Origin of the sequence: Myxococcus faecalis, assembly GCF_050039385.1 — a bacterium.
GTDB lineage: Bacteria > Myxococcota > Myxococcia > Myxococcales > Myxococcaceae > Myxococcus > Myxococcus fulvus.
In genome coordinates, this window is sequence record NZ_CP144336.1 from 1,174,472 (window position 1) to 1,199,743 (window position 25,272).

The following is a 25,272-nucleotide window of genomic DNA, read 5'->3' on the forward strand; positions in this document are numbered from 1 at the left end:
ACTCATCTCACCGCGCTACGAACAGACAGCCATTGCTCCACCAGGCAATCGCCGGCGGCAATCCCGACAGACAGCATCGTCCCTTCGAACGATGGACGTGCTGCCTCCGCCCGGCGACTCAGAGCACCCGGGTCATCACGAGCGTCTGGGTGGCGCTCATGCCACGGAGCCCCTCGGGACTGCGGCACGCATCGAGGTCCGTGGAGGTGAAGGTGACGTTCATGACCACCGTGGCTCCCTCGAACTTCCCCGACAGCACCGTCCCCGTCTGAACCAGCACCAGCAGGGGCCCATCCGCCCGCGCCGTCACCTGCGTCAGACGGAACGTCGAGACCTCTCCCGTGTTCCAGGTGAGCTGAATCGTCACCGGGAGGATCTCCAGCAGGTCAAAACAGTCGTAGTTCGGCCTGACGAAGTCCGTGGCACTCACCGACGATGTCACCCGCTCACCCAGGAGCGTGTAGCAGTTGCTGAATCCGCCCTCCCCCTGGATGCGTACATCTTGAGGGGTCTCCCGCAGCGGCGGCGTGAACGTGGTCCGAAAGGCCCCCACGGGACAGGTCACCACCGCCAGGGGCAGGAGCTCCTCCTGGGCGCGGTCCACCTCGCCTCGCGGCTCGGCCCACGACGGACTCCCCAGGAGCATCATGAGCCCCAGCAGACACGAAGCCATTCCGCGCATGTCACCCACCTCCGGCGTCGAATATCGTCGGCCTCCCCAGCGCCGACGCGGCATCCACACCGGAACAATCACTAACACCAACTCCCAAGAACAAGCGAATCCCGACGGATTCCCATCCCACAAACCAGACAACAGCCTTGTCCCTTCCGACAATGGACGCACCAACCGCGTCAGGGCAGCATCTGTCATTATCCTTCCAGACAATGGACGCGGTGGACATCGCCCCCGTCCACCACCCCACAGAGATGACGAGAGGGGTGCACGCGCCTCGGGCCTGTGTGAGGCTCGCCGCCCCGCGCCTCTCGCGCGGCCCGCAGAGGAGCCCCGCATGACCATCACCCTCCGTCCCGCACAGCCCTCGGATGAACCCGCCCTGGGCCGCATGGGCGCGGCGCTCGCCCAGCTCCACCACGACTTCGACAACCAGCGCTTCATGATGCCCGACGACGTCGAGGCCGGTTACCGCTGGTGGCTGGGACGCGAAGCGAAGAAGCCGGACGCCGTCGTCATCGTCGCGGAGATGGATGGCGAGGTCGTGGGCTACGCCTACGGCCGCGTCGAGCCCGTGGACTGGAACGCCCTGCTGGACCGCTCCGGAGGCTTCCATGACCTCTGGGTGGACGCCAAGGTGCGCAAGGCGGGCGTGGGCGCCCAGCTCGCCGAGGAGCTGATGCGTCGGCTCACCGCCCTGGGCGTGCCGCGCGTCGTGCTGCACACGGCCGCGAAGAACGAGGCCGCCCAGCGCATGTTCGCCCGCCTGGGCTGGCGCCCCACCATGGTGGAGATGACCCGCGAGGCCACCAAGCCCTGAGCCCGGCTCACCTCACAGGTCGATGATGCCCCGGCGCATCGCCACCACCACGGCGTGCGTCCGGTCCCGCGCGGAGAGCTTCGTCAGCACGTTCTTCATGTGCGTCTTCACGGTCTCCTCGGAGATGCCCATCTGCGCGGCGACCTCCTTGTTCGCGTTGCCCGCGGCCACGCGGATCAGCACCTCCCGCTCGCGCGCCGTCAGCTCGTCATCCGCCACGTGCTCCGCCAGCTCCGACGCGATGTCCGCGGCGATGCGGCGACGGCCGGCATGCACGCTGCGGATGGTCTCCACCAGCTCCTTGCGCAGCATGCTCTTGAGCAGGTAGCCGGACGCCCCCGCCTTGATGGCGCGCAGCGCCTGCGCATCTCCCTTGTACGTCGTCAGCACGATGATGCGCGCCGCGGGGAACTCCGCGCGGATGGCCGTGATGGCATCGATGCCGTTCATCCCCGGCATCTGCACGTCCATCAGCGTGATGTCCGGCGTGTGCGCCCGGTACGCCCGCAGCGCCTGCTCGCCCGTCTCCGCCTCCGCCACGAGCGTCATGTCCGGCTGACCGGCAATCATCCCGCAGAGCCCTTCACGCAACATCGGATGGTCGTCGACCACCAGGATGCGGATGTTCGCGTCCTTCGAAGTCATGCGTCGCAAGGTACCCCCGTCGTCGCCCCGTGAAAAGACTCACATCCGCGAGGCTGCCCATCGAAACGGCGCATCCCCCATTCGGGTGATGCCGACACGGGCCTCCCCGTGTTTCATGACAATGACTGAAATCAATTCCCTGACACCCCCGAAGCCCCGCGAGACGCCCCATGCCCAACGCCTCCCCCACGCCCGGCAAGAGCCTGCTCACCCCGGACAACCACGCGCTCATCCTGGTGGACCACCAGTCCCAGATGGCCTTCGCCACCCACAGCATCGAGCTGCCGCTGCTGCGCAACAACACCGCGCTCGTCTGCAAGGCCGCCGCGGGCTTCCGCGTCCCCACGCTGCTCACCACCGTCGCGGAGAAGAGCTTCTCCGGCCCCCTGTTCCCCGAAATCAAGGAGGTCTTCCCCGAGGCGAAGGTCATCGACCGCACCACGATGAACTGCTGGGAGGACCCGAACGTCACCGAACAGGTCAACCGCTTCGACAAGGCGCGCGTCGTGTTCGCCGGCCTCTGGACGGGCGTGTGCATCGTCGGCCCGGTGCTGTCCGCCATCGACCAGGGCTTCCAGGTGTATGTCATCACCGACGCCAGCGGTGACGTGTCCCAGGAGGCCCACGAGCGCGCCGTGCAGCGCATGGTGCAGGCCGGCGCCATCCCCATGACCAGCCTCCAGTACCTGCTGGAGCTCCAGCGCGACTGGGCGCGCGGCGCCACCTACGCCATGACCACGGGCGTCGCGGTCGCCCACGGCGGCGGCTACGGCCTGGGCGTGCAGTACGCCAAGAGCATGTTCAACGCCTCCGAGGGCGGCGGTCACTGACGTCCGCCGTGCTCCCTTCGTACCCCGGCGGCGGACTCGAAGTCCCCTCTCGAGCGCTCCGCCGGGCCGTCGTCCCGCCTCCCCCTCAGCACGAGCTCCCCTCATGGCCGACCTGATTGTCCGCAACGCCCGCGTCACCACCCTGGACCGGGACCTCCCCCAGGCCCAAGCCCTGGCCGTCACCGACGGCGTCGTGGAGGCCGTGGGAGACGAGCGAGACATCATGGCGCTCGCGACAGCCTCCACCCGGGTCATCGACGCGGGCGGGCGCAGGCTCATCCCCGGCCTCAATGACAGCCACATCCACCTGATTCGCGGCGGGCTCAACTACAACCTGGAGCTGCGGTGGGACGGCGTGCGCTCGCTCGCGGACGCCATGGCGATGCTGCGCGAGCAGGCGGCCCGCACGCCCGCGCCCCAGTGGGTCCGCGTGGTGGGCGGCTTCAGCGAGCACCAGTTCGTCGAGAAGCGCCTGCCCACGCTCGCCGAGCTCAACGCCGCGGCGCCCGAGACACCGGTCTTCATCCTCCACCTGTATGACCGGGCCCTGCTCAACGGCGCCGCCCTGCGCGCGGTGGGCTACGGCAAGGACACGCCCGAGCCGCCCGGGGGCCGCATCGAGCGCGACGCGCGCGGCAACCCCACCGGCCTGCTGCTGGCCAGCCCCAACGCCCTCATCCTCTATGCCACGCTCGCGCTGGGCCCCAAGCTGCCGCCGGAGTACCAGCTCAACTCCACGCGCCACTTCATGCGCGAGCTCAACCGGCTGGGCGTCACCTCCGTCATCGACGCGGGCGGCGGCTTCCAGAACTACCCGGAGGACTACGACATCATCCAGAAGCTGCACGCCGACGGCGAGCTGACGGTGCGCATCGCGTACAACCTCTTCACCCAGAAGAAGGGCTCCGAGCAGGCGGACTTCGAGCGCTGGACCCGCATGCTCTCGCCCCGGCAGGGCGACGACATGATGCGCCACAACGGCGCGGGCGAGATGCTGGTGTTCTCCGCGGCGGACTTCGAGGACTTCCGCGTGCCCCGCCCGGAGCTGCCCGCGGGCATGGAGGGTGAGCTGGAGTCCGTCGTCCACCTGCTCGCCAGCAAGCGCTGGCCCTTCCGCATCCACGCCACCTACGACGAGAGCATCAGCCGGGTGCTGGACGTCTACGAGAAGGTGAACCGCGAGGTGCCGCTGGACGGCCTGCACTGGTTCATCGACCACGCGGAGACCATCTCCGAGCGCAACCTCGAGCGGGTGCGCGCGCTCAGCGGCGGCATCGCCGTGCAGCACCGCATGGTCTACCAGGGCGAGTACTTCCAGGAGCGCTACGGCCAGGACGCCCTGCGCCGCACGCCGCCCGTCCGGAAGATGCTGGAATCGGGCGTGCCGGTGGGCGCGGGCACGGACGCCACGCGCGTGGCCAGCTACAACCCCTGGGTGGCGCTGTACTGGCTCGTCACGGGCCGCACGCTGGGCGGCCTGTCCATGTACGGCGAGGACAACCTGCTCGAGCGCGAGGAGGCCCTGCGCCTGTGGACGCACGGCAGCGCGTGGTTCTCCCACGAGCAGGAGAAGAAGGGACTGCTCAAGCGGGGCTACCTCGCGGACTTCACCGTGCTGTCCTCGGACTACTTCCAGGTGCCCGAGGAGTCCATCCAGCACATCACCAGCGTGCTGACGGTGGTGGGCGGCCGGGTGGTGCACGGCACGGGAGACTTCGAGCCGCTGGCGCCCGAGCTGCCCCGGCCCATGCCGGACTGGTCCCCGGTGAATCGCTTCGGCGGCTACCAGGGCGGCACGCTGGCCCAGGCCCGCGAGGCCCTCGCCAACGCGTCACACGCCCACGGCGACGCCTGCGCCGTGCACGGCCACGGGAGGACACACGCGTCGCGCCACGAGGTGCCCACCTCCGACGCGACGGGCTTCTGGGGAGCGCTGGGGTGCCTCTGCTATGCCTTCTGAAGCGAACGTCGCGGCGGGCCCCGCCCCCGTGGCCCAGGAGGTGGGGGCCCTGGCGCCCCTGCGTCACGCCACGTTCCGCACGCTGTGGCTCGCGGTGCTGGCCAGCCACATCGGCACCTGGGTGCACGACGTGGCCGCGGCGTGGTTCATGTCGGAGCGCACCGGCTCGCCGCTGATGGTGGCCGCGGTGCAGTCGGCCACCACGATGCCCGTCGTCGTGTTCGCGCTGGTAGCGGGCACGCTGGCGGACATCGTCGACCGGCGGCGCTACCTCATCACCATCCAGGTGTGGATGCTGGTCATGGCCACGCTGCTCGCGTGGGCCTCCATGGTGGGGGAGATGACGGAGTGGACGCTGCTGGGGCTGACGTTCGCCCTGGGCATGGGCGCGGCCATGGCCATGCCGGCGCAGGCGGCCACCACCGCGGAGCTGGTCCCCAGGCCCCTGCTCGCGCCCGCCGTGGCGCTGAGCTCCATCGGGATGAACATCGCGCGCTCGGTGGGCCCCGCGCTCGGTGGGCTCATCGTCGCGCGCTTCGGCGTGGGGTGGGCCTTCTCCATCGACGCCGTCTCCTATCTGGGCGTGCTGCTGGCGCTCGTGTCCTGGCGGCGGGCGAAGGCGGAGTCCACGCTCCCGTCGGAGCCCTTCGGCGCCGCGCTGCGCGGAGGGCTGCGGTATGCGGCGCGCTCGGGAGACCTGCGCTCGGTGCTGCTCAAGTCGGCCTGCTTCTACGCCTTCGCCAGCGCGCTGCCCGCGCAGCTCGCCATCGTCGTGCGCAAGGAGCTGGGCGCGGGCGCGGGCACGTACGGGCTCTTGCTCACGTGCATCGGCGCGGGCGCGGTGGCGGGCGCCGTCGTGCTGCCCCGCATGCGGGCGCGGTGGGGCGTGGACCGGTGGGTGCTGGGGGCGACGCTGCTCTACGCGCTCACCATGGTGACGGTGGCCTTCGTGCGCAGCCTGCCGGTCTTGGGCGTGGCCATGGTGGCCAACGGGCTGGCGTGGATCAGCGTGCTGTCCTCGCTCCAGACGGCCACGCACCTGTCGGTGCCCACCTGGGTTCGCGCCCGCGCGCTGTCGCTCTACATCGTGGTGTTCTCCGCGGGAATGGCCGGCGGCGGCCTGGTGTGGGGCTCGGTGGCCCAGCGCTTCGGCGTGCCCGTGTCGCTGACGGTGGCGGCGGGCGCGGCGGTGCTCGCGGGTTTCTTCTCGCTGCGCTTCCGCCTGGGCCAGGCCATGGCTCGCGACACCGCGCCGTCCGCCCACTGGCCCACGCCCCAGGTCTCCGAGGACGTCGAGAAGGACCAGGGCCCGGTCCTCGTGACGGTGGAGTACCGCGTCGCCCCCACGGGTCGCGCGGCGTTCCTCCCCCTGGTGCACCAGCTGGGCGACACGCGACGGCGCGACGGCGCGGTGCAGTGGGGCGTCATGGAGGACACGGCGGAGCCCGGGCGGTTCCTCGAGTACTTCGTGCTCGGCTCCTGGATGGAGCACCTGCGCCAGCACGAGCGCGTCACCCGCGAGGAGAAGGCGCTGCAGGAGCAGCTGCGCGCGCTGCACCAGGGCGCGCATCCCCCCGTGGTCCATCACTACGTCGGCGCCGCGCCGATGGTCCCCCGCCGCACCCCCTTGGAGAACGACGCGTGAACTGGAAACTGTGTGTGGGACTGCTGCTGGGCCTGGGCATCGGCTTCGGCTGTCGCTGGCTGGGGGTGCCCGTGCCCGCGCCGCCGGCGCTCGTCGGCGCGCTGCTCGTCGTCACCATGACGACGGGCTACACGCTCACGGACCGGCTGCTCGCCTCGCGCCCGTCGCGCAATCACATCCACTGCGGTGGGCCCACCGGGGAGACCCAGGAGAGCAGGTCATGACCCTGGCCCTCGTCGGCGTCGCCCTGGCGCTGCTCATCGGCGCGGGATGCCGGCTGCTCGACATCCCCCTGCCCGCCCCCCCGAAGCTCCAGGGCGCCCTGCTCGTGGTGGCCATGACGGTGGGGTTCCTCCTGGGGGAGCGGCTGCTGGGCTGAGCCCTCCGGCCTGTATCAATCACACCGGGGGAGCGGGCCGGGCCCCACCTCCCGGCGGGGCGAAACAACGCTTCTCTTCCGGGGAGCCACGGAACAGGATGTCGGAGGATGTCTTCGCGCGTTGCCCTCCGCCCCCGATGTGACCGCTGCTATCTCCCGTCGCACCTGTGTCTGTGCGCGGAGATTCCCCGCGTGCAGACGCGCACGCGGTTCCTCCTGGTGCAGCACGCGCTGGAGATCCGCAAGAAGAGCAACACCGGCCGGGTGGCCGCGCTCGCCCTCACCAACGCCACCCTGCTCACCCACGGCTCGCCCGCCGACGTCCTGGACAGCTCCCTGTTCGCCGAGCCCGGCACGTGGCTGCTCTTCCCGGACGGGCCCGAGCTCCCCGAGGACACCCCGCCGCCCCGGCAGGTGGTGGTGCTGGATGGCAGCTGGTCCCAGGCGCGGCGGATGAGCCAGCGGCTCCCCACGCTGCGCCTGCTCCCCCGGCTCGTGCTGCCACCGCCGCCCCCGGGAATGCTCCACCTGCGCGAGCCGAGCCACCCTGCGGGCATGTCCACCCTGGACGCGATAGCCCGCGCGGTGGAGCTGCTGGAGGGGCCCCAGACGGCGGCCCCCCTGGCGCGCCTCGCCCAGCTGCGCGTCCAGCGCATCGCCGAGTGCGGCTCGCTCAACCGCGAGGCGATGGGCCCCAGCCGCTGAGTCACGGCCTCGGGATGAGCACCATGTCCTCGTCCTGCTCCAGCTGGTAGGTGCCGTCCGGACGCAGGCAGGCCTCCGCGTGCAGGCGCAGCTTCCGGTCCATCTCCCGCGACGCCTCCGGCCCCATCGCCGCGAGCTGCTCGGCCGTGAAGCACCCCTCCAGCACGAAGAAGCGGCAGAGGGTGAACATCTCCTCGAAGGTGCGCGCGGTGAAGCCGCTCATCGCCGGGAGGACCTCGTGCGAGAGCGACATGCGCCCCAGGGTGTCCAGGAGCAGCTGCCCGAAGTTCAGCGTGTCGGCGAAGTCGCGGCACAGCTCGAACGTGGGCCCGCGCCCCGCCGCCATGATGATGAGGGCGTGGCCTCCGGGACGCACGAACGACAGGAGCCGGTCGATGAAGCCCGGCCAGTCCGAGGGCGGCACGTGGTACAGGACGTGGGAGCACAGGACCAGGTCGAAGCGCTCGGACGAATCGAACCGCTCGAAGGGCTCGATGAGCACCTTCGCCTTCTCCAGCCGCAGCCCCGCCACCTGCTCCGGGTTGGGTTCGAGCAACGTGAGCGAGCCGAAGCGCGGCGCCAGCGCCTGGGCCACCTTGCCGGAGCCCGCGCCCACGTCCAGGAGCGACGGCGCCTGGGACATGCGCGCAGACAAGCGCTCCTCGACGAGCCGCGCGATGTTCTCCGGATGGCGCGCGGTGGATGCGAGCAGACGGAACGCGGTGGCGTACTCCCGCGGGGACAGCGTGATTCCCATCGTCAGACCCCCAGCTCCAGTTGAACGGCCCCTCCCCATCCAGGGAAGGTGCCCCGAGCGTACAGCGGACGCTGCCCGCCGTTCACATCCCCAGTCGGCGCACCAGCTCCCGCGGCACCGGATAGACGGCCTCGCGGGGCAACAGCCGGGTGGCCTGCTCCGCGCGCCCTTCGTCCAGGTGCTTGCGCAGCTTGTGCACCAGCGGCGTCACGTCCGTGATGCAGACCACCCAATCCTCCACATAGCGCTGGATGATGGCGCGCCCCAGCCCCACCTGGATGCTGTCGTGCGGCAGCCCCGCGCCACGCAACGAGCGCTCCGGGTCCCACTGGACGTGGACGGGCGCCGCCTCGAAGGCCTTCCTCCAGGCCTCCGGTGAGCCGTGGGCGCCGGGCTCGTACGCGGTGAGCACGCCCACCGCCAGCGCCGCCTCCCACCCCGCGCGGTGGATGCGCACCGCCAGGGTCCGCTCCTGCCCGCTCTTGCGCCCCCAGTTGGAGCGGTGCATCAGCCACAGGAAGCTGGGCTTGATCCAGGTCATCCGCCCCACGGAGAACGGCGGCCCGAAGCGCTGCGTCGCCACCGCCACGTCCGCGATGGCGTCCGGATAGGCCTGATACATCACGATGGAGCCCCGGTCGAAGTCCGCGCGAACCTCCCGCCGCGCGCTCATGACACCCGCCTCCACCCACATCCTCGTCGCATGACGCGCACCGTAGCAGCTTCGCGTCCTTTCATTCCCTGAGAATCCCAGACATGGCGGACCCTGTCCTGGAGTCCCAGACGAGCGGGTGATGGAACACGCGTCCCCAGGTCTTCCGGACACCGCGAGCGACCAACATCAGGCAACGGACGCTGTCGCGGAGGGAGGTGTTCAGGACAAGCAAACTCCGACGGGGAGGGAGAGGGCACTGCCGGGGCCTCGCGATAGATTGCGATGGGGTTGCCAGTACCGAATTCTCCTTCGGGTTGTGATTGCACAGGCTGGCGACTTCATCTCTCGCTGGGGGGTAGTGCATGTTTGTGAAACGGGGACGCGGTGTCCTGGGTGCCACGCTGTTGAGCCTGACACTGGGCGCCTGCACCGATGCCGACACACCGAAGGACCTACACGACGACGCCGCCACCCAGGCAGCAGCGGCCCTCGCCCAGGGCCATGAAGTCCTCTCCGCGGACCCGGACCAGGTCCCCACCTTCCTCCGAGGCAGGTTCGGTGAGGTCCCCACCGGCAAGCTCGCCCTCAAGGGACTTCAGACCCACTCCCTCGCGCCGGTGCTCGCCCGGGTGGCGCCGCTCTTCAAGCTCGACACCGAGCAGCTCTTCTTGAAGAAGGCCTACGTCGGCTCCGACGGGGACACGCACTACCGCTTCGGCGTGCGCTACCACGGCGTGGAGGTGCTGGGCGCGGAGCTGCGGCTGCACGCGCGCGACGGCCAGGTCTTCGCCATCAACGGCAACGCGCGAGGAGGCCTTGCCGCCCTCCAGAGCGACCCCATCGGCGTGGACCTGGCGAAGGCCAACGCCCTGGCGGACAAGGGTTCGGTGCCGGGCCTCGTCGTCCGCAAGGCGCCCGCGCTCGTCTACTGGAGGGACCAGGACCAGCTCATCCTCTCCTGGCGGGTGCTGGTGACGGGCGCGAAGCAGGACGGCACGCCCGTGAAGGAGTCGGTGCTCGTCAACGCCCGCTCCGGCGAGGTGTTCGAGCGCTTCAACCACATCCACTCCGCGCTCGACCGCATCGTCTACGACGGCCAGAACACCAACGACCTGCCGGGGACGGTGGCGCGCCGGGAGGGAGAAGCGCCGCACGCGGACCCCGTCGTCAACGCGGCGTACGACAACACGGGCGCCGTCTGGCGCTGCTACAAGGAGCTGTTCGACCGCGACTCCTACGACGACCTCGGCGCGACGCTCCACTCCACCGTCCACCACCGCGTCAACTACGTGAACGCGTACTGGGACGGCGAGCAGATGGTCTTCGGCGACGGTGACGGCACCACCGCCATCAACCTGGCCTACGGCCTGGACGTCATCGCCCACGAGCTGACGCACGCGGTGACGGAAGTCGACTCGGACCTCATCTATTCGGGTGAGTCCGGCGGCCTCAACGAGTCCATCTCCGACATCTTCGGCGCCGTCTGCGAGTGGCACAGCGAGGGCAGGGTCATCAACGAGGGCACCTACCTGGTGGGCGAGGACGTGTGGACGCCCGAAGTCCCCGGCGATGCGCTGCGCTACATGAACAACCCCACCCAGGATGGGGACTCGCTGGACGACTACCACAACTACAGCAACGGCGTGGACGTCCACTACAGCTCGGGCATCTCCAACCTGGCCTTCTACCTGCTGGCCCAGGGCGGCACGCACCCGCGCTTCCCCACGCGCCCGGCCGTGACGGGCATCGGCATCGAGATGGCGGGCCGCATCTTCTACAAGGCCAACCGGGACCTGCTGATGCCCAACTCCACCTTCGACGCCGCGAGGATCGCCACCGAGCAGGCCGCCGTCCAGCTGGGCTACGACGCGTCCGTCGTCGCCTCCGTCGCCGCGGCCTGGAAGGCCGTGAACGTGGGCGTGGTGTTCGAGCCGACCGACCCCTTCGAGCTGGAGCGCAACGTGCCCGTCGTCCTCTCCGGCACGGCGAGCGGCGCCAAGGAGTACGGCTGGGCCGAGGTGCCCGAGGGCGCCACCAACCTGCGCTTCACCCTGTCCGGCACCACGGGCGACCCGGACCTGTACATCCGCCAGGGCAACTACCCCACGACGGGCCTCTATGACTGCCGGCCCTACCGCTCCGGCGCCAACGAGGAGTGCGTCTTCCCCACGCCCACCGCCGGCAAGTGGTACGCGATGGTCAACACCTATACGCCCTACACCAACGCCTCGCTGGTGATGAAGTTCGACGGCGGCTTCTTCCCGCTCGAGCCCAACGTGGTGGTGAGCGGACTGTCCGCCCCCGCCAATGGCAGCCATGGCTACATCGTGCAGGTGCCGGCGCGCGCGAACGGGAAGCCGCGCAGCGTCACCGTGCAGTTGCTGGGCGGCACGGGCAACGCGGACCTCTACGTGCGCATGGGGGCCATCCCCAACCATTACGAGTACGACTGCCGCGGCATGAAGGAGACCAACGCCGAGAAGTGCGTCATCCCCCAGGTCACCTCCGGCAAGCTGTATGTCTGGGTCGTCGGCGCGAAGGGCGGCTATCAGAACACCGCCATCCTCGTGTCCTATCCTCCCTGACACGTGACACCCGCCCTCGCGGCCTCCACCTCCGCCCGGACCGACGGGCGGCGGGGACGGCCGCGCGGGGCCCCACGTGTGTCCGCGCCCGGAGCGGGGCTACACTGCCGGGGTCATGCTCCCGCTGAACGACAGGTCTGGGTTGTCCCCCGAGGAGCGCTCGGCGCTGGAGCGGGAGCTTGGGCCGCTCACCCTGCTCCAGGACGTGGTGCGGTGGGGCTTCGCGAGCACGCCGCCGCGCGACGTGACCGAGGTCGTCGTCCAGGACGAGTTCACCCACGACGTGGTGCTGCCCTGGAAGGACGGGGGCTACCTCGTCTTCGACACCACCTGACTGGGCGGTGTGAATGCGGTCTCCGTGTGGGACCGTCGACCCAGCGCGGATGAGCTCCTGGACGCCCGGCTCCAGGCGGGCTGGACGCCCACGCCCACGAGCACCGTCGACGGGGACGTCATCCTGGGTCACGCCGCGTGCAGGGTGCCGCCCGGCAAGGGCCCGGCGACACCCTGAGCGTCCCGTCCGTGACTACTTGCCCTTCTCCTTCACCCACGAGTCCTTCAAGGACACGGTGCGGTTGAAGACGGGCTTGCCGGGCTGCGAGTCCTTCGGGTCCGCGAAGAAGTAGCCCAGCCGCTCGAACTGGAAGCGCGACTCCGGCGCCGCGTTGGCGAGCAGCGGCTCCACGCGCGCCGAGCGCAGCACCTCCAGGCTGTGCGGGTTCAGGAACGTGGTGAAGTCCGTCGCGTCGTCCGAGTCCGGGCTCTCCACGGAGAAGAGCCGGTCGTACAGGCGCACCTCCGCGGTGGGCGCGTTGCCCGGCACCCAGTGCAGGGTGCCCTTCACCTTGCGGCCATCCGGCGAGTCCCCGCCGCGCGTGGCCGGGTCATAGGTGCAGCGCAGCTCCACCACCTTGCCGTCCGCGTCCTTGATGACCTCCTTGCAGGTGATGAAGTACGCCGAGCGCAGGCGCACCTCCTTGCCCGGCGCCAGCCGGAAGAAGCCCTTGGCGGGGACCTCCATGAAGTCGTCCGCCTCGATGTAGAGCTCGCGCATGAACGGCACCTGGCGCGTGCCCATCTCCGGCTTCTGCGGGTGGTTCTGCACCTCCAGCATCTCCACCTGGCCTTCGGGGTAGTTCTCCACCACCACCTTGAGCGGCCGCAGCACCGCCATGGCCCGGGGCGCCGTCTCGTTCAGGTCCTCCCGGATGCACAGCTCCAGCACGCCCATGTCGATGAGCTGCTGCGTCTTGCTGACGCCCGCGCGCGTGGCGAAGTCGCGGATGGACGCGGGCGTGAAGCCCCGGCGGCGCAGGCCGCTGAGGGTCATCATCCGCGGGTCGTCCCAGCCGGAGACGTACTTCTCCGTGACGAGCTTGAGCAGCTTGCGCTTGCTCATCACCGTGTAGTTGAGGTTCAGCCGGTTGAACTCGTACTGGTACGGCCGGTCCCCTTTGATGAGGCTGTCGACGATCCAGTCGTACAGCACCCGCCGGTTCTCGAACTCCAGCGTGCAGACGGAGTGCGTGATTCCCTCAATCGCGTCCGACAGGCAGTGCGCGAAGTCGTAGAGCGGGTAGATGGGCCACGCCTCGCCGGTGCGGTGATGGTGCGCGTGGCGGATGCGGTAGATGGGCGGGTCGCGCAGCACGGGGTTGGGCGACGCCATGTCGATTTTGGCGCGCAGCGTGTGCTTGCCGTCGGGGAACTCCCCGCCGCGCATGCGCGAGAACAGGTCCAGGTTCTCCTCCACGGAGCGGGTGCGGTACGGGCTGTCACGACCCGGCGTGGTGAAGTCGCCGCGGTACTCGCGAATCTCCTCCGGCGACAGGCTGCACACGTACGCCTTGCCCTGCTTGATGAGCTGCACGGCGAAGTCGTAGAGCTTCGGGAAGTAGTCGGAGGCGTAGAACTTGCGGTCCGCCCAGTCGAAGCCGAGCCACTTCACGTCGCGCTGGATGGCCTCGACGTAGTCGGTGTCCTCGGTGACGGGGTTGGTGTCGTCGAAGCGCAGGTTGCACAGCCCCTCGTATTGCTTCGCCAGCCCGAAGTTGAGGCAGATGGACTTGGCGTGGCCGATGTGGAGGTAGCCGTTGGGCTCGGGCGGGAAGCGGGTGTGCACGCGTCCCGCGTGCTTTCCCGTGCGCCGGTCTTCCTCGATGATCTCCTGGAGGAAGTTCAGGCCCTGCGTTTCGTTCGTCGTCGTCATGATGGGGGCGAATCCTCGTGAAGCCGCCCGGGGCCGGCAAGGGATTCCTTTCAGAGCGAGTCCAGGAGCGCCTCCCAGGCCCCCAGCGCCTTGGCCGAGGACAGTTCCTCCGCGCGGGCCCGGGCCTTCCGGGCCAGGTCCTTGCGGTGCACCTCGTCCAAGACGGCTCGGGCCAGCGCCTGGGCCAGCGCCGGGGCGTCCTCCACTGGAACCAGCACGCCGTGCCGCCCATTCTCCAGCACCTCCGCGGGGCCGGACGGGCAGTCGGTGCTCACCACCGGGCACCCCAGGGCGAGCGCCTCCAGGAGCACCATGGGCAGCCCCTCGAACCGGGAGGACAGCGCGAACACCGCCGCGCGGCGCATCAGCGCGTGCGGATTGGACGCGAAGCCCGGCATGAACACGCTCGACTCCACCCCCAGCGAGCGCGCCAGCGCCTTCAGTTCGGCCTCCAGCGAACCCACCCCCAGGATGAGCAGGTGGTGGTCCACGCCCTCCTGGCGCGCCAGGGCATGGGCGCGGATGAGCACGTCGAAGCCCTTCTGGGGCTCCAGCCGGCCCACGGCGATGACCACCGGGCGCTCGAAGACGGGGCCCGCCCAGTCCGGCACCGGCCCGTCCGCGGCGGCGCGCACCACCTCCCCGTCCACGAAGTTGGGGATGACCTGCAGCCGCTCCTCGGGCACGGGGACCAGGGACTGGAAGGAGCGCGCCGTGTCATGGCCACACGCGACGATGCGCTGCATGCGCGGGTAGAGCAGCCGCAGGCCCCAGAGCTGGCGGCGCGGCTGCTCGCGGTGGAAGGCGCCCCAGTCGAAGTGGATCATCCCCACCACGGGCTTGCCGAGCAGCTTCCCGGCCAGGCAGGCCAACAGCGCCGCGCGCCCCTCCTGCCCCGCGACGATGACGTCCGCCTCGCGGGCATGGCGCAACAGGTGCCACAGGTACAGGGGCAGGTTCTGCCGGTGGTAGTCGTAGGAGTCGGTGGCCCAGGAGACCTCGGTGTTCGCGGGCAGCCGGTCCTCGCGCCCCGGTGGAGGTCGGTGGTGGAAGAACAGCCGGGTGGCGAAGCGCCGGGGGTCCAGCCCCGCGAGGACGTTGCACACCGAGCGCTCGATGCCGCCTCCGCCCAGGAACACGAGCGTGAACAGCACTCGCTTCCTCCCAGGGTCTTTCGAGGCGTCTCGTGGCACCGGCACCAGCATCCAGCCCCCCACTCCCTGAAGGCGGGTGCACCGTAACCCAAGGGTGTCACGGCCGCCAACAAGACGGACGGCTGCAACGTCTCCTGGCGACACATCGCGCGCATCCCGGCGTACGCTCTGCCGGCGCCCGGGCAGACCGCCGGGCTCTCCCGTCCTGTCACGCTCCGTGATGACCGCGCTCCGTCCACGACTCCTCGTCCCCCTGGTCCTGCTCCTCGGCGTGCTCGCGTCCGTGGGGCTGCTCGTCGTGAAGGGGCACCGCATCGGCCAGGGCCTGCTGCACCCGCCCCACGTGCCGGTGACGCGGCCGTCCGCCGCGCCGGAGCTGGACGCGATGCGGGACGTCGCCTTCACCAACGCGGACGGCCTGACGCTGCGCGGCTGGTACGTGCCCTCGCAGAACCGCGCCGCGGTGGTGCTGGTGCATGGCTTCGCGGACAACCGCGCGCAGCTGCTCTTCGAGGCCCGCGCGCTGGCCCGGGCCGGCTACGGCGTGCTGCTGTTCGACCTGCGCGCCCATGGGGAGAGCGGCGGAGACCGCGTGACGTGGGGAGACCTGGAGCGCCGCGACGTGACGGCCGCGCTGGACTTCGTGGCGGCGCGGCCGGACGTGGACCCCGCCAGGCTGGGGCTCTTCGGCTTCTCCATGGGCGGCACCACCGCGCTGCTGGTGGCCGAGCACGACGCGCGCGTGAAGGCGGTGGCCGCCGCGGGCGCGTACCCCGCCCTGGAGGCGGACGTGTACTCGGGCTACGGCAGGTGGGGCGCCTTGAGCGCGGAGCCGGTGCTGTGGACGCTGCGCCGCGCGGGCGTGGACGTGGAGGCGGTGCGCCCCATCGACGGCATGTGCCAGCTGAAGGGCCGCCCGCTCCTGCTCGTCAACGGCGACGTGGACCCGGACGCGCCCGCCAAGCTCCAGGCCAGCCTGTTCCGCGCGGCCTGCGAGCCCAAGACGCTGTGGGTCGTCGAGGGCGCGGGCCATGGCGAGTACGCCCGCGTGGCCCCGGAGGAGTACGCGCGCCGGCTCCGCGAGCACTTCGACCGGGCGCTGTTGGGCGCGGGCTGACCCACGCGGCTCAGGGCCCGGCGCCGGACTCCGGCTCCGGCGCGTCCGACGCGGGCACCCAGGTGGGCTCGGCGTCCAGCGCGGGCCGCCCCTCGAGCAGCTCGTGCGGACGGAAGCCGCCCTTGTAGCGCAGCGACGCGCACGCCTGGACGCGGAAGCCCAGGTACACGTGGGGGATGCCCCGCGCCTTCGCCAGCTCCACCTGGAACACCACGTTGGCCGTGCCCGGGGACAGCCGCGCGTAGTCCGGGTCGTAGAAGAAGTACACCGCGCTCCACGCGTGCGGCGTCTCGTCGCAGATGCCCAGCGCCACCAGCCGGGGGCCGCCCTCCGCCGCGTCGTCGTACCAGGCCACCTCGCGCGCGGAGGGGTGCGGGAAGGAGAACTGGAGCGAGTACTCGCGCACCGTGAGCGGCGAGGGCTCCCACTCCCGCGCGGCCTCGCGCTCCGCGTGCCAGGCCCGGTAGAGCGCCAGCCGCTCCTCGTCGGCCCTGGGGACGCCCACCTCCACCCGCAGGTGGGCGCACGCGGCCCGGGCGCGGCGCTGGCTGCGGTTGGGCCGGAAGCCCTCCACCGGGACGCGCAGCGACACGCACTCCTGGCAGTCCGCGCAGGCGGGCCGGAAGTACACCGGCCCGAAGCGCCGCCAGCCGCGCACCAGCAGGTGCTCGTACTCCTCCGGCGACACGTCCCGCAGCACCAGGTTCTCCAGCGAGGCCTGCCGCTCGGGCAGGTAGCTGCAGGGGCGCGGGGGCTCGACGTCGTGTGCCAGCAGGAGGGCCATTTGCGTCCATGTTCCTGTCCGGCCCTCGGTCCGGCGTCAAGTCGCCGGAGGGCTCCCGGACGCCCACCGTGGCCGGCGGGCCGCGCCCCGCACGCCCTCCTGTCACGCGTCCGACGGCCCCCCGCCCTACCAGGTCCATGGCATGACGACTGCAACCGCTCCCCGTCAACCCCCACGCGAAGGCGGAAGCACATGGCGAGAGACTGCCTGCAGCCCTGGATGGACCGGCTGGCCCATGTCGACGTGGAGGTCCAGGACACCTCGCCCCGCGCCCGGCTGGGGGGCCGCGAGTGGGATGGCCAGGGCCTGGCGATGCGGCGCCCCCGAGTGGAGGCCCGCCTCGCGGAGCAGGACATCGTTGCCCCACGGACGGCGATTTCCCGGCAGGTCGAGCAGGACCCCGGGTGGGATTCCGACGACTTCGATTTCGCGGTGGCGAGCTACTGACGCCCGCGCCGCTTCTCAAGCTCATCCATTTTGAGAACGCACGTTCCCGCAACCCTTGCGCGTGGAGCAGGCGTGCGCGCAAGCCTGGCGGCGGCGCCAACCCGGAGGCGTCTTCTCAGGCCCCGGCGCGAACGCATATAAGCCTGACATGTCCGCAATCGATGTCTCGGTGGTGATGCCCACCCACCGACGAGAGAAGGAAGTGGTGGAGGCCATCCGCTCGGTGCTCCGCCAGGAGGGGGTCCACGTCGAGGTCATCGTGTTGGATGACACGCCGGAGGGCACCGCCCGGGCGTCGGTGGAGGGGCTGGGCGACTCTCGCGTGCGCTACGTGGTGAACGACCCGCCGTCCAAGGGGCGCCCCGCTGTGGTGCGGAACCACGGCGTGACGCTCGCCCGGGGCCGCTACCTGCACTTCCTGGACGACGACGACATGCTCGCCGACGGCGCACTGCACGCCATGGTGAGCGCGCTGGACGCGCGGCCCGACGCGGGCGTGGCGGTGGGCTGGGTGGTGCCGTTCGGTGACGACGCGGACTGGCTCAAGGACAAGAGCGAGTACTTCCAGTGGGCGGCCAAGGTGGGCGCCAGCACGCCCAACAGCGCGTGGACGGTGGCGCACATCCTGTTCCGCGGGACGCTGTACGTGAACTCCGCGTGCATGGTGCGCCGCGAGCACTTCGCGACGCTGGGCGGCTTCGACGCGTCCATCCCCGTCTACGAGGACGTGGACTTCTACCTGCGCGGCATCCGCGCCTTCGGCCACGTCTACGTGGACCGCCCCATCCTGCACTACCGCACCGGCCGGCCCTCGCTGATGCACAACCTGGGCAAGGACGGCACGCTGGTGATGCAGTCCAACGAGATGATCCACGGCAAGTACCGCAAGACGAACGGCGCGCTGGAGTACCGCGCGCTGCAGCTGCTCATGCGGACCCTGCCGTTCGACATCGCCAAGAAGCTGCCCTTGTGGCTGCCCAAGCAGGGCCGGGTCTCATGAGCTTGAAGAGTCGGTTCGTCGGCACGGCCAAGCGTCAGGTGAAGCAGACGCTCAGGCCCGTGCTCCAGCGGGCCATGGCGCCCGCGCGCACGCAGATTCCCGCGTCGTACTGGGGGCTGCAGCACGTCCCCGGCCAGGGGCTGAGCCTGGAGGGCGTGGCGCTCAAGTCGCTGGTGCAACGCTTCGGCTCGCCGCTGCACGTGGTGCACCTGGCGGCGCTCCAGCGCAACGTGGAGCGCTTCCTCGCGGTGCCCCCGGGGCGCGCGGGCGGGTGCGAGGTGTTCTACTCGTACAAGACGAACCCGATCCCCGGCGTGCTGGAGGTGCTGCACGGGATGGGCGTGGGCGCCGAAATCATCTCCGCCTACGAGCTGTGGCTGGCGCTGCGGCTGGGCGTCGCGCCCGAGCGCATCGTCTACAACGGCCCGGTGAAGTCGGAGGCCTCGGTGCGCGAGGCCATCGGCCGGGGCATCCAGCTGCTCGCCGCGAACCACGCGGAGGAGCTGGGCCTGTTCGCGCGCGTCGCGGCGGAGCTGGACCAGCGTCCGCGCGTGGCGGTGCGGGTGAGCACGGACAGCGGCTGGGCGGCGCAGTTCGGCACGCCCATCGCGGGCGGCGCGGCGCTCCGGGCGTATGCGCAGGCGCGGGCGTCGTCGCACCTGGACGTGGTGGGCCTGCACGCGCACCGGGGCGCCACCATCCGCACCGAGGGCGAGCTGACGGGCTTCGTGGAGGCGGTGCTCGGCTTCACGGACACGCTGCACCAGGAGCTGGGGCTGGACCTGGAGGTGCTGGATCTGGGCGGCAGCCTCTGCACGCCGTCGGTGGAGCACATCGCCGAGCGCGACTGGCGCCTCAACCTCACCTTCTTCCGGGACGTGCCGGCGCCGGACCCGGCGGCATCGCTGGACATCTCGCGCTACGTGGCGCTCGTGGTGGAGATGGTGGAGTCGCACTACGCGAGGAAGGGGCGCGCGCGACCGCGCATCTTCCTGGAGCCGGGCCGCGCCATGACGGGCGACACGCAGCTCTTGCTCGGCAGCGTGCACACGCTCAAGGCGGGCGAGGACCGGACGTGGGCGGTGCTCGACGCGGGCGTGAACCATGCCGAGTGCGTGCGCAACGAGTACCACCAGCTCTTCCACGTGGACCGGCCAGACGCGCCCGCCGAGCGCGTCTACACGGTGGTGGGCCCCATCTGCACGCCGGGCGACACGCTGTACCACGCCAAGCGACTGCCCCAGCTGGTCGAGGGTGACACGCTGGCCATCATGGACGCGGGCGCGTACTTCGTGCCGTTCGCGACGTCCTTCTCGTATCCGCAGCCGGCCATCATCGCGCTGGACGGCGGCGAGGCGCGGCTGTTGCGCCGGGCGGAGACGTTCGAGGACCAGGTGGCGCTCGACACGGTGGCGAAGAGCCCGGGCAAGCCCGAGGCGGCCTGAGCGCTTCGTCGAGGTCCGCCGCCCGTGCGCGCTGACACACGGGCGGCGAAGGCCTGCTAGCGGTTGAGCACCATCATCCGCAGGAAGGCGCGCGGGTGGCGCGCGGAGCCGTAGAGGATCTGCGCCACCTCCACCGCGGACGGCATCGGGTCATCCGAGTCGATGAGCGGGTCCACCGCCACCTGACGGTGCGTCTGCAGCCAGCGTCGCCACTGCTTCGCCTCGTCGGCGGGCAGCGCGCCGGACAGCCGCTGGAGGTTGAGCAGCATCTCCAGGGCGATGCGGTTGCAGAACACCTCGCCGCGTCCCGTCCATGCGCGCGCCGACTGCCCCACGCGCGCCAGCGCGTCAACGTCACCCAGCGCCGCGTGATAGGCCATGAGCGGCAGCGGCAGCCCGCGCGCGATGTCGAAGCCCATCTGCCCGTAGTAGCGCGGGTTGAAGTCGATGAGCAGGAAGTCGTCCTTCGTCTGGATGAACTCCACCTCGAAGACGCCGTGGTAGCCCAGCTTCGCGCACAGCTTGCGCAGGCCGTCGGCCAGGTCCTGGCGCACCGGCGCGGACTCGAAGCACACGCCCACGCCCAGGCGGCGCGGACGCTGGAGCACCTTCATGGCGCCGCGCACCTCGAACAGCGCGCCCGTGCGGTCCACGAAGCCCGACAGGCTGTAGATGCCCTGGGCCGCCTCGGGGTGGAACTCCTGCACCATGGGCCGCGCCACGGCCGGGTCGAACTTCACCAGCATGGGCGCGTAGCCGTCGCGCGCGAAGGCGCGGTACTCCTCCACGAGCTGCGAGGGCTCCGCGACGGGCAGGCCCTTGCGGTGCGTGGAGTAGAGGATCTGCGTCGTCGGCTTGATGAGGACGGGGAAGCGCGCCTCGCGGGAGATGCTCTCCAGGTCCGCCTCGGACTCGGGGAACCAGGTGCGCGGCAGCGTCAGCCCCACCGACTGGCCCGCCTCGAAGAGCTTGCGCTTGTTGAGCAGCCCGTAGACGGCGTCGATGCCGGGGTCGTAGAGGTGGAAGTAGCGCGACAGCTCCTGGGCGTGCACGGACACCAGCCACGCCAGCTCGTCGCTCGTCGGATACAGCACGTGGCTCATGGGCGCCCGGGCTCCGAAGTCGAGGAGCCACGCGAGGAACGCCTCGGGCTGGGACTCGGGAGGGCACTGCACGCGCTGTCCGACGAAGCGCGACCAGCTCGCGGGGCCCAGCCGTCCGGGGTCCGCCACGGTGACGCGGATGCCATTGCGCCCGAAGCACCGCGCGGCGGCGAGCGTCCCATAGAAGCCAGCGGAGAAGAGCAGCGCGGCCGGCCGCTCTCCCACGCGCTCTGTCGCCGACTGCTGCACCTTCACGTCTTCTGCCTGCACCTGTGCTGTCTCCCGTTGGAGGGCCCCACACCATATCCGCCCCCTCCGCCATTTGCCCCTCCCTCTTCGCGGCGCTTGATTGGAGGGCGAATCATCTGGGGTGGATGGGGATGGGGTTGCCCGGCCCCATGCGTCAGGACGCCACACCTGTCGGCGGCCGCCATAGCAGGTAACCGGAGTCGAGCAGCCATGAGTCCGTGGAGACGCCGTCCACCTGATGACACAAACGTGAGACAGACTCGCGGAAGGCATCCGCGGGCGCGGAGTGGCCGGCGTCGCGAGCCTGTTTCCACGCGTCGACCCAGGACATGAAGAAGGCGTGGATGGGCTCACCGGGACGCACGCGGCGGCGCAAGTCACGCGGCAGCCAGTCGCGGAACAAGAGCGGCGCGAAGCCCTGGCGGAAGTCGGTGTGGAAGAGCAGGGCCTCGCGAGCGGGCGGCGACTCGGGAGCGCTGTCGGAGCGACGCAGCAGGTGCGCGGTGAGAACGGAACCCTCCGGGTCCGAGCTGCCCTCCACGAGCAGCCCCGCGGGGAGCAGGAAGCGGCTGAGCGCGTGGTGCACCTCGGCGACGCGCTCCACGGGTCCCTGTCGCAGGAGGTTCATGGCCCGCACGAGGCGGGCGGGCTCCTCCGGGGACAGCGGCAGCGCGAAGCCGCCTTGACGGAAGTAAGTGCGAGGCCCCGCGTGGGCCTGGGCCGCGAGGGCCCGCGCGTCATCGAGCTCCACGCCGATGACGACGAGCTCGGGGTGGAGCGCGCGAAAGGCGCTGGCGCTCTCGAGCGTCGTCCACGGATGTTCGCCGAAGCCCACGTCCACGAAGACGGCATGGGCCCACGGACCGTCGACGCGTGACAGCAAAGTGGGCTCGAAGCGGCACAGGAAGGCATCGAGCGCGCGCAGCCTTCCGGGTGCGGTGCGCCCCCGCGTCTTCGCGTCGAGCGTGGACATGCCCTGGTCTTCGATGAGGCGGCCCCATCGCGTCAAGCACCCCGCTTCCGCCCGGGCATGCGCTCATGCACCGGACCGTGCGCTTTGACGAGGCCCCCACCGCCCACGCGATTCAATGGGCCGCCTGCATGGTCGAAGGGCCCCTGTTTTCGTCTGGAGCGCGGAGGCTTTAGGCTCCACCTTCGTGCGCCCCGTGTCCGCCCTCACCTGCCCCGGCTGTCAGGCGCCCCGAGTGCAGGGGGCCGAGTGTCCTCGCTGCGGCATCATCTACGCCCGCGCCGAGGCCCGCGCCGCGCGCAAGGCCGAGGAGGAGCGCGTCCAGCGCGAGGCCACCGAGCAGGCTCCCACGCCCTTCGAGGTCGACCCCCCGTGGCTGGCGCCTCCGGAACTGCGCTCCGAGGTGCTGCCACCGAGCACGCCTTCTCTCGACGCGAGCGAGGAGGACGCCGTCCATGAGCTGCGCCTGCGCCTCGTCGTCGTGCCCCTGGCCTTGCTGGTGGGCTATCTGGTGGCCACCGGCTCCGCGCGCTTCATCGTGCGGCTGCTCACCATGTACGTCCACGAGGTCGGGCACGCGGTCACCGCGTGGCTGTGCGGCATCCCCGCCATCCCGGCCCCGTGGGTCACGCCCACGGGCTCCGAACGCTGGTACTCGCTGGCTGCGATGCTCGCGGGAGCCCTCGGCTTCTGGGCGTGGCGTGGCTGGAAGCTGCGCCGCTGGGACTGGCTGGCCTGGAGCACGGTGCTGCTCGTCACCCAGGCCTTCTGCACGCTGGTCATCCCCCTGTGGCGCACCGAGGTGTTCATCGTCTTCGGCGGAGACGCGGGGATGCTGATTCTGGGCACGCTCCTGGTCGCGTCCTTCCACGCCCGGCCCGGCGGCCACCTCCACGCGAGAGGCCTGCGCTGGGGCTTCGTCTTCATCGGCGCGCTCGCCTTCTGGGACGGCTTCCACACCTGGTGGCGAGCGCGGACCGACGCCGAGGAGATCCCCTTCGGCCGCATGGAGGGCGTGGGCCTGAGCGACCCGAGCCGACTGGTCGAGGACCACGGCTGGTCCGAGGGTGACCTCATCCGTCGCTACGTCACGCTCGGCATCGCCTGCCTCGTGACCCTGGCCGTCTTCCACGGCCTCCAAATCTGGAAGGAGCGGGCCCGGCTTCGCGCCGCCCTGCGAGCGCTCCCCTTCTTGAATGGGCGATGAAACGTCCCGGGTTGTGACAGCGGCGTGGAACGCCGGTAGCCTCCCGGCCCAATGGCATCTCCCGTCCAGCCGCTCCCCCACCCGGAGCCCCCCTCGTCCTCGACGCCCCCCGACTCCGACAACCTCCAGCCACGCTTCGGCTGGCTGCCTCCCGTCGGGACCTGGAAGTACCACCTGCTCCTGAGCGCGGTGGCCCTGTTCATCCTCGGGCCCCTGGGTGGCATCGCCGCGTCGTACATGAACTTCAGCGTGGGCTTCTTCGTCGGAGGCCAGGTGCTCGCCGGCATCCTCGGCAGCGCCGTCACGTACGGCTACGGCGCGGAGGGCAAGCACGGCGCCAACTACATGCAGACGATGGCCGCGTCGGTGGCCTCGCTGTGCGCCATGTCGGTGCTCATCCAGGCCATGGTGTGGCTGGGCATGGAGATGCCCCCCGCCTGGCACCTGATGCTCTTCGTCGGCTGCGTGGGAATGTTCGCCGTCGGCGTGGGCATGCTCTACACGCCGCTGCTCGTGGACCGACTGCAGCTCGACTACCCGTCGGGCTTCGCGGTGGCCAACATCCTGCGCGCGCTGACCGACAAGCGGCTGCTCAAGGCCTCCATCTCCAAGCTGGGCGGCGGCACGCTGCTGGGCGCCATCGCCGCGTGGATGACGGAGAAGATCGCCGTCGTGGCCGCCATCGGCACCAGCGCCGCCACGCTGGGCGCGGGCATGATTGTCGGCAGCCGCATCACCATCCCCGCGGTGTTGATGGCCGTCATCGGCGCATGGCAGGTGCCGCACCTGCGTGAAATCGGCTGGCTCGGCCCCGAGGACCCCTTCCGCAAGATTGGCTTCCTCATCGGCCTGGCGATGATCTGCGGCGCGGCGGTGGTGGACCTGTCGCTGCTCGCGGTGCAGGCGGTGGCGCGCGTGCAGGCCCAGGCCGACGCGCCGAAGGACGAGGAGCCCGCGTGGAAGAAGGTCAACCTGCCCCGGCTCTTGGCCTGGGTCCTCGGCTGGGGCGCGGCGACGTTGGTGGTGGGCACCGCGGTGCTGGGTCAGCCCCTGGGCTGGCTGCTCTTCGGCCTCGCGCTGGCGCTGCTGTTCGTGCTCATCAACGGCATCTCCTACGGCATCACCGACCAGAACCCCATCTCCAGCGCGTTCGTCATCTCCATCATGATGATGTCGCTGCTGGGCCTGAAGAACCCGCTGGTGGCGCTGATGGCCGCGACCATCCTGCTCATCTCCACCTCCGTGGGCTGCGACATGCAGCAGGACCGCTCCACCGGGTGGCGCCTGGGCACCAACCGCGTCATCCAGTTCCGCTACCAGGTGATGGGCGTCATCATGGGCGCCCTGCTGTGCGTGGGCCTGGCGCGCGTGTTCATGACCGCCTACCCCGCGCTCGCCATCAACCAGCTCGACAACCCCAACGCCGAGGTGGGCCAGTGGGGCTCGGCGATGACGTACAAGCTGGTGGGCGCCATCCGCGACCTGGGCTCGCTGTCGGACACCAAGGTGAAGGCGATGCTGCTCGGCCTGGGGCTGGGCTTCGGCATCCAGGCGCTGCGCAAGGTGCTGCACGCCAACCCGGGCTACCAGCGCTACATCAAGGGCTCGCGCGCGGGCTTCGCGGTGGGCTGGACCATGGACTCGCTGCTCTTGGCCAGCCCCTATGCGTCCTCCTTCGGCGGCTTCGTGGCCTTCCCGGTGGCGCTGTGGTTCGGCGCGGGCGGGGTCATCGCGTCCGTGTGGAACACCGTCACGAAGAAGCGCGCGCCGGCCTCCGCGGGCAGCCCCGCACAGGGCGAGGCGCTCCCCGAGGACATGAGCACCATGTCCCTGGCGGGCGGAGGCCTCATCGCGGGCGAGTCGCTCTTCTTCCTCATCGCCGGGATGATTGGCCTCGCGTCGCTGCTGGCGTGAGTCGAAGTCACGGGCGCTG

At 70.6% G+C, this 25,272-nt stretch carries 25 protein-coding genes; 16 read left to right on the forward strand and 9 right to left on the reverse strand.

Features of this window, described 5'->3' with window-relative positions; genetic code table 11:
• Window positions 1-118: 118 nt before the first annotated feature.
• On the reverse strand, window positions 119-682 hold the full coding sequence (locus VZQ01_RS04595; RefSeq protein WP_223746520.1) for a hypothetical protein: 564 nt from the start codon (window positions 680-682) through the stop codon (window positions 119-121).
• A 328-nt stretch (window positions 683-1,010) separates the two neighbouring features.
• Between VZQ01_RS04595 and VZQ01_RS04600 the strand changes: the two genes are divergently transcribed.
• Window positions 1,011-1,493 (forward strand): GNAT family N-acetyltransferase, encoded by a 483-nt coding sequence (locus VZQ01_RS04600; RefSeq protein WP_426746979.1) that lies wholly within the window; start codon window positions 1,011-1,013, stop codon window positions 1,491-1,493.
• A gap of 12 nt (window positions 1,494-1,505) precedes the next feature.
• Here VZQ01_RS04600 and VZQ01_RS04605 read toward each other — a convergent pair whose 3' ends face one another.
• Window positions 1,506-2,138 (reverse strand): response regulator, encoded by a 633-nt coding sequence (locus VZQ01_RS04605; RefSeq protein ID WP_223746518.1) that lies wholly within the window; start codon window positions 2,136-2,138, stop codon window positions 1,506-1,508.
• Window positions 2,139-2,308: 170 nt separating this feature from the next.
• Between VZQ01_RS04605 and VZQ01_RS04610 the strand changes: the two genes are divergently transcribed.
• The 6 genes from VZQ01_RS04610 to VZQ01_RS04635 all read left to right on the forward strand — a co-directional run bounded on the left by VZQ01_RS04610 (window position 2,309) and on the right by VZQ01_RS04635 (window position 7,657).
• Window positions 2,309-2,968, forward strand: a complete 660-nt coding sequence (locus VZQ01_RS04610; protein ID WP_223746517.1) for a hydrolase — start codon at window positions 2,309-2,311, stop codon at window positions 2,966-2,968.
• Between the two features lie 103 nt (window positions 2,969-3,071).
• A complete protein-coding gene (locus tag VZQ01_RS04615; protein WP_408890964.1) occupies window positions 3,072-4,928 on the forward strand; it encodes an amidohydrolase in 1,857 nt (618 codons plus the stop codon).
• On the forward strand, window positions 4,918-6,573 hold the full coding sequence (locus VZQ01_RS04620) for an MFS transporter (protein WP_426746980.1): 1,656 nt from the start codon (window positions 4,918-4,920) through the stop codon (window positions 6,571-6,573). Before VZQ01_RS04615 ends, VZQ01_RS04620 begins: the two co-directional genes overlap by 11 nt.
• Complete coding sequence (locus VZQ01_RS04625) at window positions 6,570-6,797, forward strand: DUF1427 family protein (RefSeq protein ID WP_046712631.1); 228 nt, start codon at window positions 6,570-6,572, stop codon at window positions 6,795-6,797. The genes VZQ01_RS04620 and VZQ01_RS04625 overlap by 4 nt, the downstream gene beginning before the upstream one ends.
• Window positions 6,794-6,952 (forward strand): XapX domain-containing protein, encoded by a 159-nt coding sequence (locus tag VZQ01_RS04630; RefSeq protein WP_046712630.1) that lies wholly within the window; start codon window positions 6,794-6,796, stop codon window positions 6,950-6,952. Before VZQ01_RS04625 ends, VZQ01_RS04630 begins: the two co-directional genes overlap by 4 nt.
• 108 nt (window positions 6,953-7,060) lie before the next feature.
• Window positions 7,061-7,657 (forward strand): tRNA-uridine aminocarboxypropyltransferase, encoded by a 597-nt coding sequence (locus tag VZQ01_RS04635; RefSeq protein ID WP_141327100.1) that lies wholly within the window; start codon window positions 7,061-7,063, stop codon window positions 7,655-7,657.
• Window position 7,658: 1 nt separating this feature from the next.
• Here VZQ01_RS04635 and VZQ01_RS04640 read toward each other — a convergent pair whose 3' ends face one another.
• Window positions 7,659-8,414 (reverse strand): class I SAM-dependent methyltransferase, encoded by a 756-nt coding sequence (locus tag VZQ01_RS04640; protein WP_223746514.1) that lies wholly within the window; start codon window positions 8,412-8,414, stop codon window positions 7,659-7,661.
• Window positions 8,415-8,496: 82 nt separating this feature from the next.
• Entirely contained in the window at window positions 8,497-9,087 is a 591-nt protein-coding gene (locus VZQ01_RS04645; protein ID WP_426746981.1) for a DUF4291 domain-containing protein, read from the reverse strand.
• A gap of 386 nt (window positions 9,088-9,473) precedes the next feature.
• Between VZQ01_RS04645 and VZQ01_RS04650 the strand changes: the two genes are divergently transcribed.
• From VZQ01_RS04650 to VZQ01_RS04660, 3 genes are all read left to right on the forward strand, one after another.
• The gene (locus VZQ01_RS04650; RefSeq protein WP_426746982.1) at window positions 9,474-11,654 is read left to right on the forward strand and encodes a M4 family metallopeptidase; all 2,181 of its coding nucleotides are present in this window, start codon (window positions 9,474-9,476) and stop codon (window positions 11,652-11,654) included.
• A 115-nt stretch (window positions 11,655-11,769) separates the two neighbouring features.
• Window positions 11,770-11,988, forward strand: a complete 219-nt coding sequence (locus VZQ01_RS04655; protein WP_223783148.1) for a hypothetical protein — start codon at window positions 11,770-11,772, stop codon at window positions 11,986-11,988.
• A gap of 24 nt (window positions 11,989-12,012) precedes the next feature.
• Entirely contained in the window at window positions 12,013-12,165 is a 153-nt protein-coding gene (locus tag VZQ01_RS04660; protein ID WP_223783149.1) for a hypothetical protein, read from the forward strand.
• A 15-nt stretch (window positions 12,166-12,180) separates the two neighbouring features.
• Here the strand turns inward: VZQ01_RS04660 and VZQ01_RS04665 are convergent, their stop codons facing one another.
• Together VZQ01_RS04665 and VZQ01_RS04670 are read right to left on the reverse strand one after the other, a co-directional pair.
• On the reverse strand, window positions 12,181-13,863 hold the full coding sequence (locus tag VZQ01_RS04665) for a glutamine--tRNA ligase/YqeY domain fusion protein (protein ID WP_426746984.1): 1,683 nt from the start codon (window positions 13,861-13,863) through the stop codon (window positions 12,181-12,183).
• A 50-nt stretch (window positions 13,864-13,913) separates the two neighbouring features.
• A complete protein-coding gene (locus VZQ01_RS04670) occupies window positions 13,914-15,017 on the reverse strand; it encodes a glycosyltransferase (RefSeq protein ID WP_223746510.1) in 1,104 nt (367 codons plus the stop codon).
• A 220-nt stretch (window positions 15,018-15,237) separates the two neighbouring features.
• Here VZQ01_RS04670 and VZQ01_RS04675 point away from each other — a divergent pair, with 220 nt between their 5' ends.
• A complete protein-coding gene (locus VZQ01_RS04675) occupies window positions 15,238-16,134 on the forward strand; it encodes an alpha/beta hydrolase (protein WP_426746985.1) in 897 nt (298 codons plus the stop codon).
• Window positions 16,135-16,144: 10 nt separating this feature from the next.
• Here the strand turns inward: VZQ01_RS04675 and VZQ01_RS04680 are convergent, their stop codons facing one another.
• Window positions 16,145-16,918 carry an arginyltransferase gene (locus VZQ01_RS04680; protein WP_223746508.1) on the reverse strand — a complete coding sequence of 258 codons (774 nt, stop codon included), beginning with the start codon at window positions 16,916-16,918 and terminating at the stop codon, window positions 16,145-16,147.
• A 192-nt stretch (window positions 16,919-17,110) separates the two neighbouring features.
• Here VZQ01_RS04680 and VZQ01_RS04685 point away from each other — a divergent pair, with 192 nt between their 5' ends.
• The 3 genes from VZQ01_RS04685 to VZQ01_RS04695 all read left to right on the forward strand — a co-directional run bounded on the left by VZQ01_RS04685 (window position 17,111) and on the right by VZQ01_RS04695 (window position 19,810).
• Window positions 17,111-17,365: a hypothetical protein gene (locus tag VZQ01_RS04685; RefSeq protein WP_141327083.1), complete on the forward strand. Its 255-nt coding sequence runs from the start codon at window positions 17,111-17,113 to the stop codon at window positions 17,363-17,365.
• A gap of 148 nt (window positions 17,366-17,513) precedes the next feature.
• On the forward strand, window positions 17,514-18,365 hold the full coding sequence (locus tag VZQ01_RS04690) for a glycosyltransferase family 2 protein (RefSeq protein ID WP_223746507.1): 852 nt from the start codon (window positions 17,514-17,516) through the stop codon (window positions 18,363-18,365).
• Window positions 18,362-19,810 (forward strand): type III PLP-dependent enzyme domain-containing protein, encoded by a 1,449-nt coding sequence (locus VZQ01_RS04695; RefSeq protein WP_223783153.1) that lies wholly within the window; start codon window positions 18,362-18,364, stop codon window positions 19,808-19,810. The genes VZQ01_RS04690 and VZQ01_RS04695 overlap by 4 nt, the downstream gene beginning before the upstream one ends.
• A gap of 56 nt (window positions 19,811-19,866) precedes the next feature.
• On the opposite strand, the gene VZQ01_RS04700 is transcribed toward VZQ01_RS04695, so the two are convergent.
• Complete coding sequence (locus VZQ01_RS04700; RefSeq protein WP_223746505.1) at window positions 19,867-21,183, reverse strand: carboxylate--amine ligase; 1,317 nt, start codon at window positions 21,181-21,183, stop codon at window positions 19,867-19,869.
• A gap of 133 nt (window positions 21,184-21,316) precedes the next feature.
• Complete coding sequence (locus VZQ01_RS04705) at window positions 21,317-22,135, reverse strand: methylase (RefSeq protein ID WP_426746986.1); 819 nt, start codon at window positions 22,133-22,135, stop codon at window positions 21,317-21,319.
• A 193-nt stretch (window positions 22,136-22,328) separates the two neighbouring features.
• Here VZQ01_RS04705 and VZQ01_RS04710 point away from each other — a divergent pair, with 193 nt between their 5' ends.
• Together VZQ01_RS04710 and VZQ01_RS04715 are read left to right on the forward strand one after the other, a co-directional pair.
• Window positions 22,329-23,339: a hypothetical protein gene (locus VZQ01_RS04710; RefSeq protein WP_426746988.1), complete on the forward strand. Its 1,011-nt coding sequence runs from the start codon at window positions 22,329-22,331 to the stop codon at window positions 23,337-23,339.
• 51 nt (window positions 23,340-23,390) lie between these two features.
• Window positions 23,391-25,253, forward strand: a complete 1,863-nt coding sequence (locus VZQ01_RS04715) for an OPT/YSL family transporter (protein WP_426746989.1) — start codon at window positions 23,391-23,393, stop codon at window positions 25,251-25,253.
• Window positions 25,254-25,272 lie beyond the last annotated feature (19 nt).

Bases quoted from the DNA above. Each gene is read 5' to 3' on its own strand.
- VZQ01_RS04595 (WP_223746520.1), bottom strand. From the start codon at position 682: ATGCGCGGAATGGCTTCGTGTCTGCTGGGGCTCATGATGCTCCTGGGG.
- VZQ01_RS04600 (WP_426746979.1), top strand. From the start codon at position 1,011: ATGACCATCACCCTCCGTCCCGCACAGCCCTCGGATGAACCCGCCCTG.
- VZQ01_RS04605 (WP_223746518.1), bottom strand. From the start codon at position 2,138: ATGACTTCGAAGGACGCGAACATCCGCATCCTGGTGGTCGACGACCAT.
- VZQ01_RS04610 (WP_223746517.1), top strand. From the start codon at position 2,309: ATGCCCAACGCCTCCCCCACGCCCGGCAAGAGCCTGCTCACCCCGGAC.
- VZQ01_RS04615 (WP_408890964.1), top strand. From the start codon at position 3,072: ATGGCCGACCTGATTGTCCGCAACGCCCGCGTCACCACCCTGGACCGG.
- VZQ01_RS04620 (WP_426746980.1), top strand. From the start codon at position 4,918: ATGCCTTCTGAAGCGAACGTCGCGGCGGGCCCCGCCCCCGTGGCCCAG.
- VZQ01_RS04630 (WP_046712630.1), top strand. From the start codon at position 6,794: ATGACCCTGGCCCTCGTCGGCGTCGCCCTGGCGCTGCTCATCGGCGCG.
- VZQ01_RS04635 (WP_141327100.1), top strand. From the start codon at position 7,061: ATGTCTTCGCGCGTTGCCCTCCGCCCCCGATGTGACCGCTGCTATCTC.
- VZQ01_RS04640 (WP_223746514.1), bottom strand. From the start codon at position 8,414: ATGGGAATCACGCTGTCCCCGCGGGAGTACGCCACCGCGTTCCGTCTG.
- VZQ01_RS04645 (WP_426746981.1), bottom strand. From the start codon at position 9,087: ATGAGCGCGCGGCGGGAGGTTCGCGCGGACTTCGACCGGGGCTCCATC.
- VZQ01_RS04655 (WP_223783148.1), top strand. From the start codon at position 11,770: ATGCTCCCGCTGAACGACAGGTCTGGGTTGTCCCCCGAGGAGCGCTCG.
- VZQ01_RS04665 (WP_426746984.1), bottom strand. From the start codon at position 13,863: ATGACGACGACGAACGAAACGCAGGGCCTGAACTTCCTCCAGGAGATC.
- VZQ01_RS04675 (WP_426746985.1), top strand. From the start codon at position 15,238: ATGACCGCGCTCCGTCCACGACTCCTCGTCCCCCTGGTCCTGCTCCTC.
- VZQ01_RS04680 (WP_223746508.1), bottom strand. From the start codon at position 16,918: ATGGCCCTCCTGCTGGCACACGACGTCGAGCCCCCGCGCCCCTGCAGC.
- VZQ01_RS04685 (WP_141327083.1), top strand. From the start codon at position 17,111: ATGGCGAGAGACTGCCTGCAGCCCTGGATGGACCGGCTGGCCCATGTC.
- VZQ01_RS04690 (WP_223746507.1), top strand. From the start codon at position 17,514: ATGTCCGCAATCGATGTCTCGGTGGTGATGCCCACCCACCGACGAGAG.
- VZQ01_RS04695 (WP_223783153.1), top strand. From the start codon at position 18,362: ATGAGCTTGAAGAGTCGGTTCGTCGGCACGGCCAAGCGTCAGGTGAAG.
- VZQ01_RS04705 (WP_426746986.1), bottom strand. From the start codon at position 22,135: ATGTCCACGCTCGACGCGAAGACGCGGGGGCGCACCGCACCCGGAAGG.
- VZQ01_RS04715 (WP_426746989.1), top strand. From the start codon at position 23,391: ATGGCATCTCCCGTCCAGCCGCTCCCCCACCCGGAGCCCCCCTCGTCC.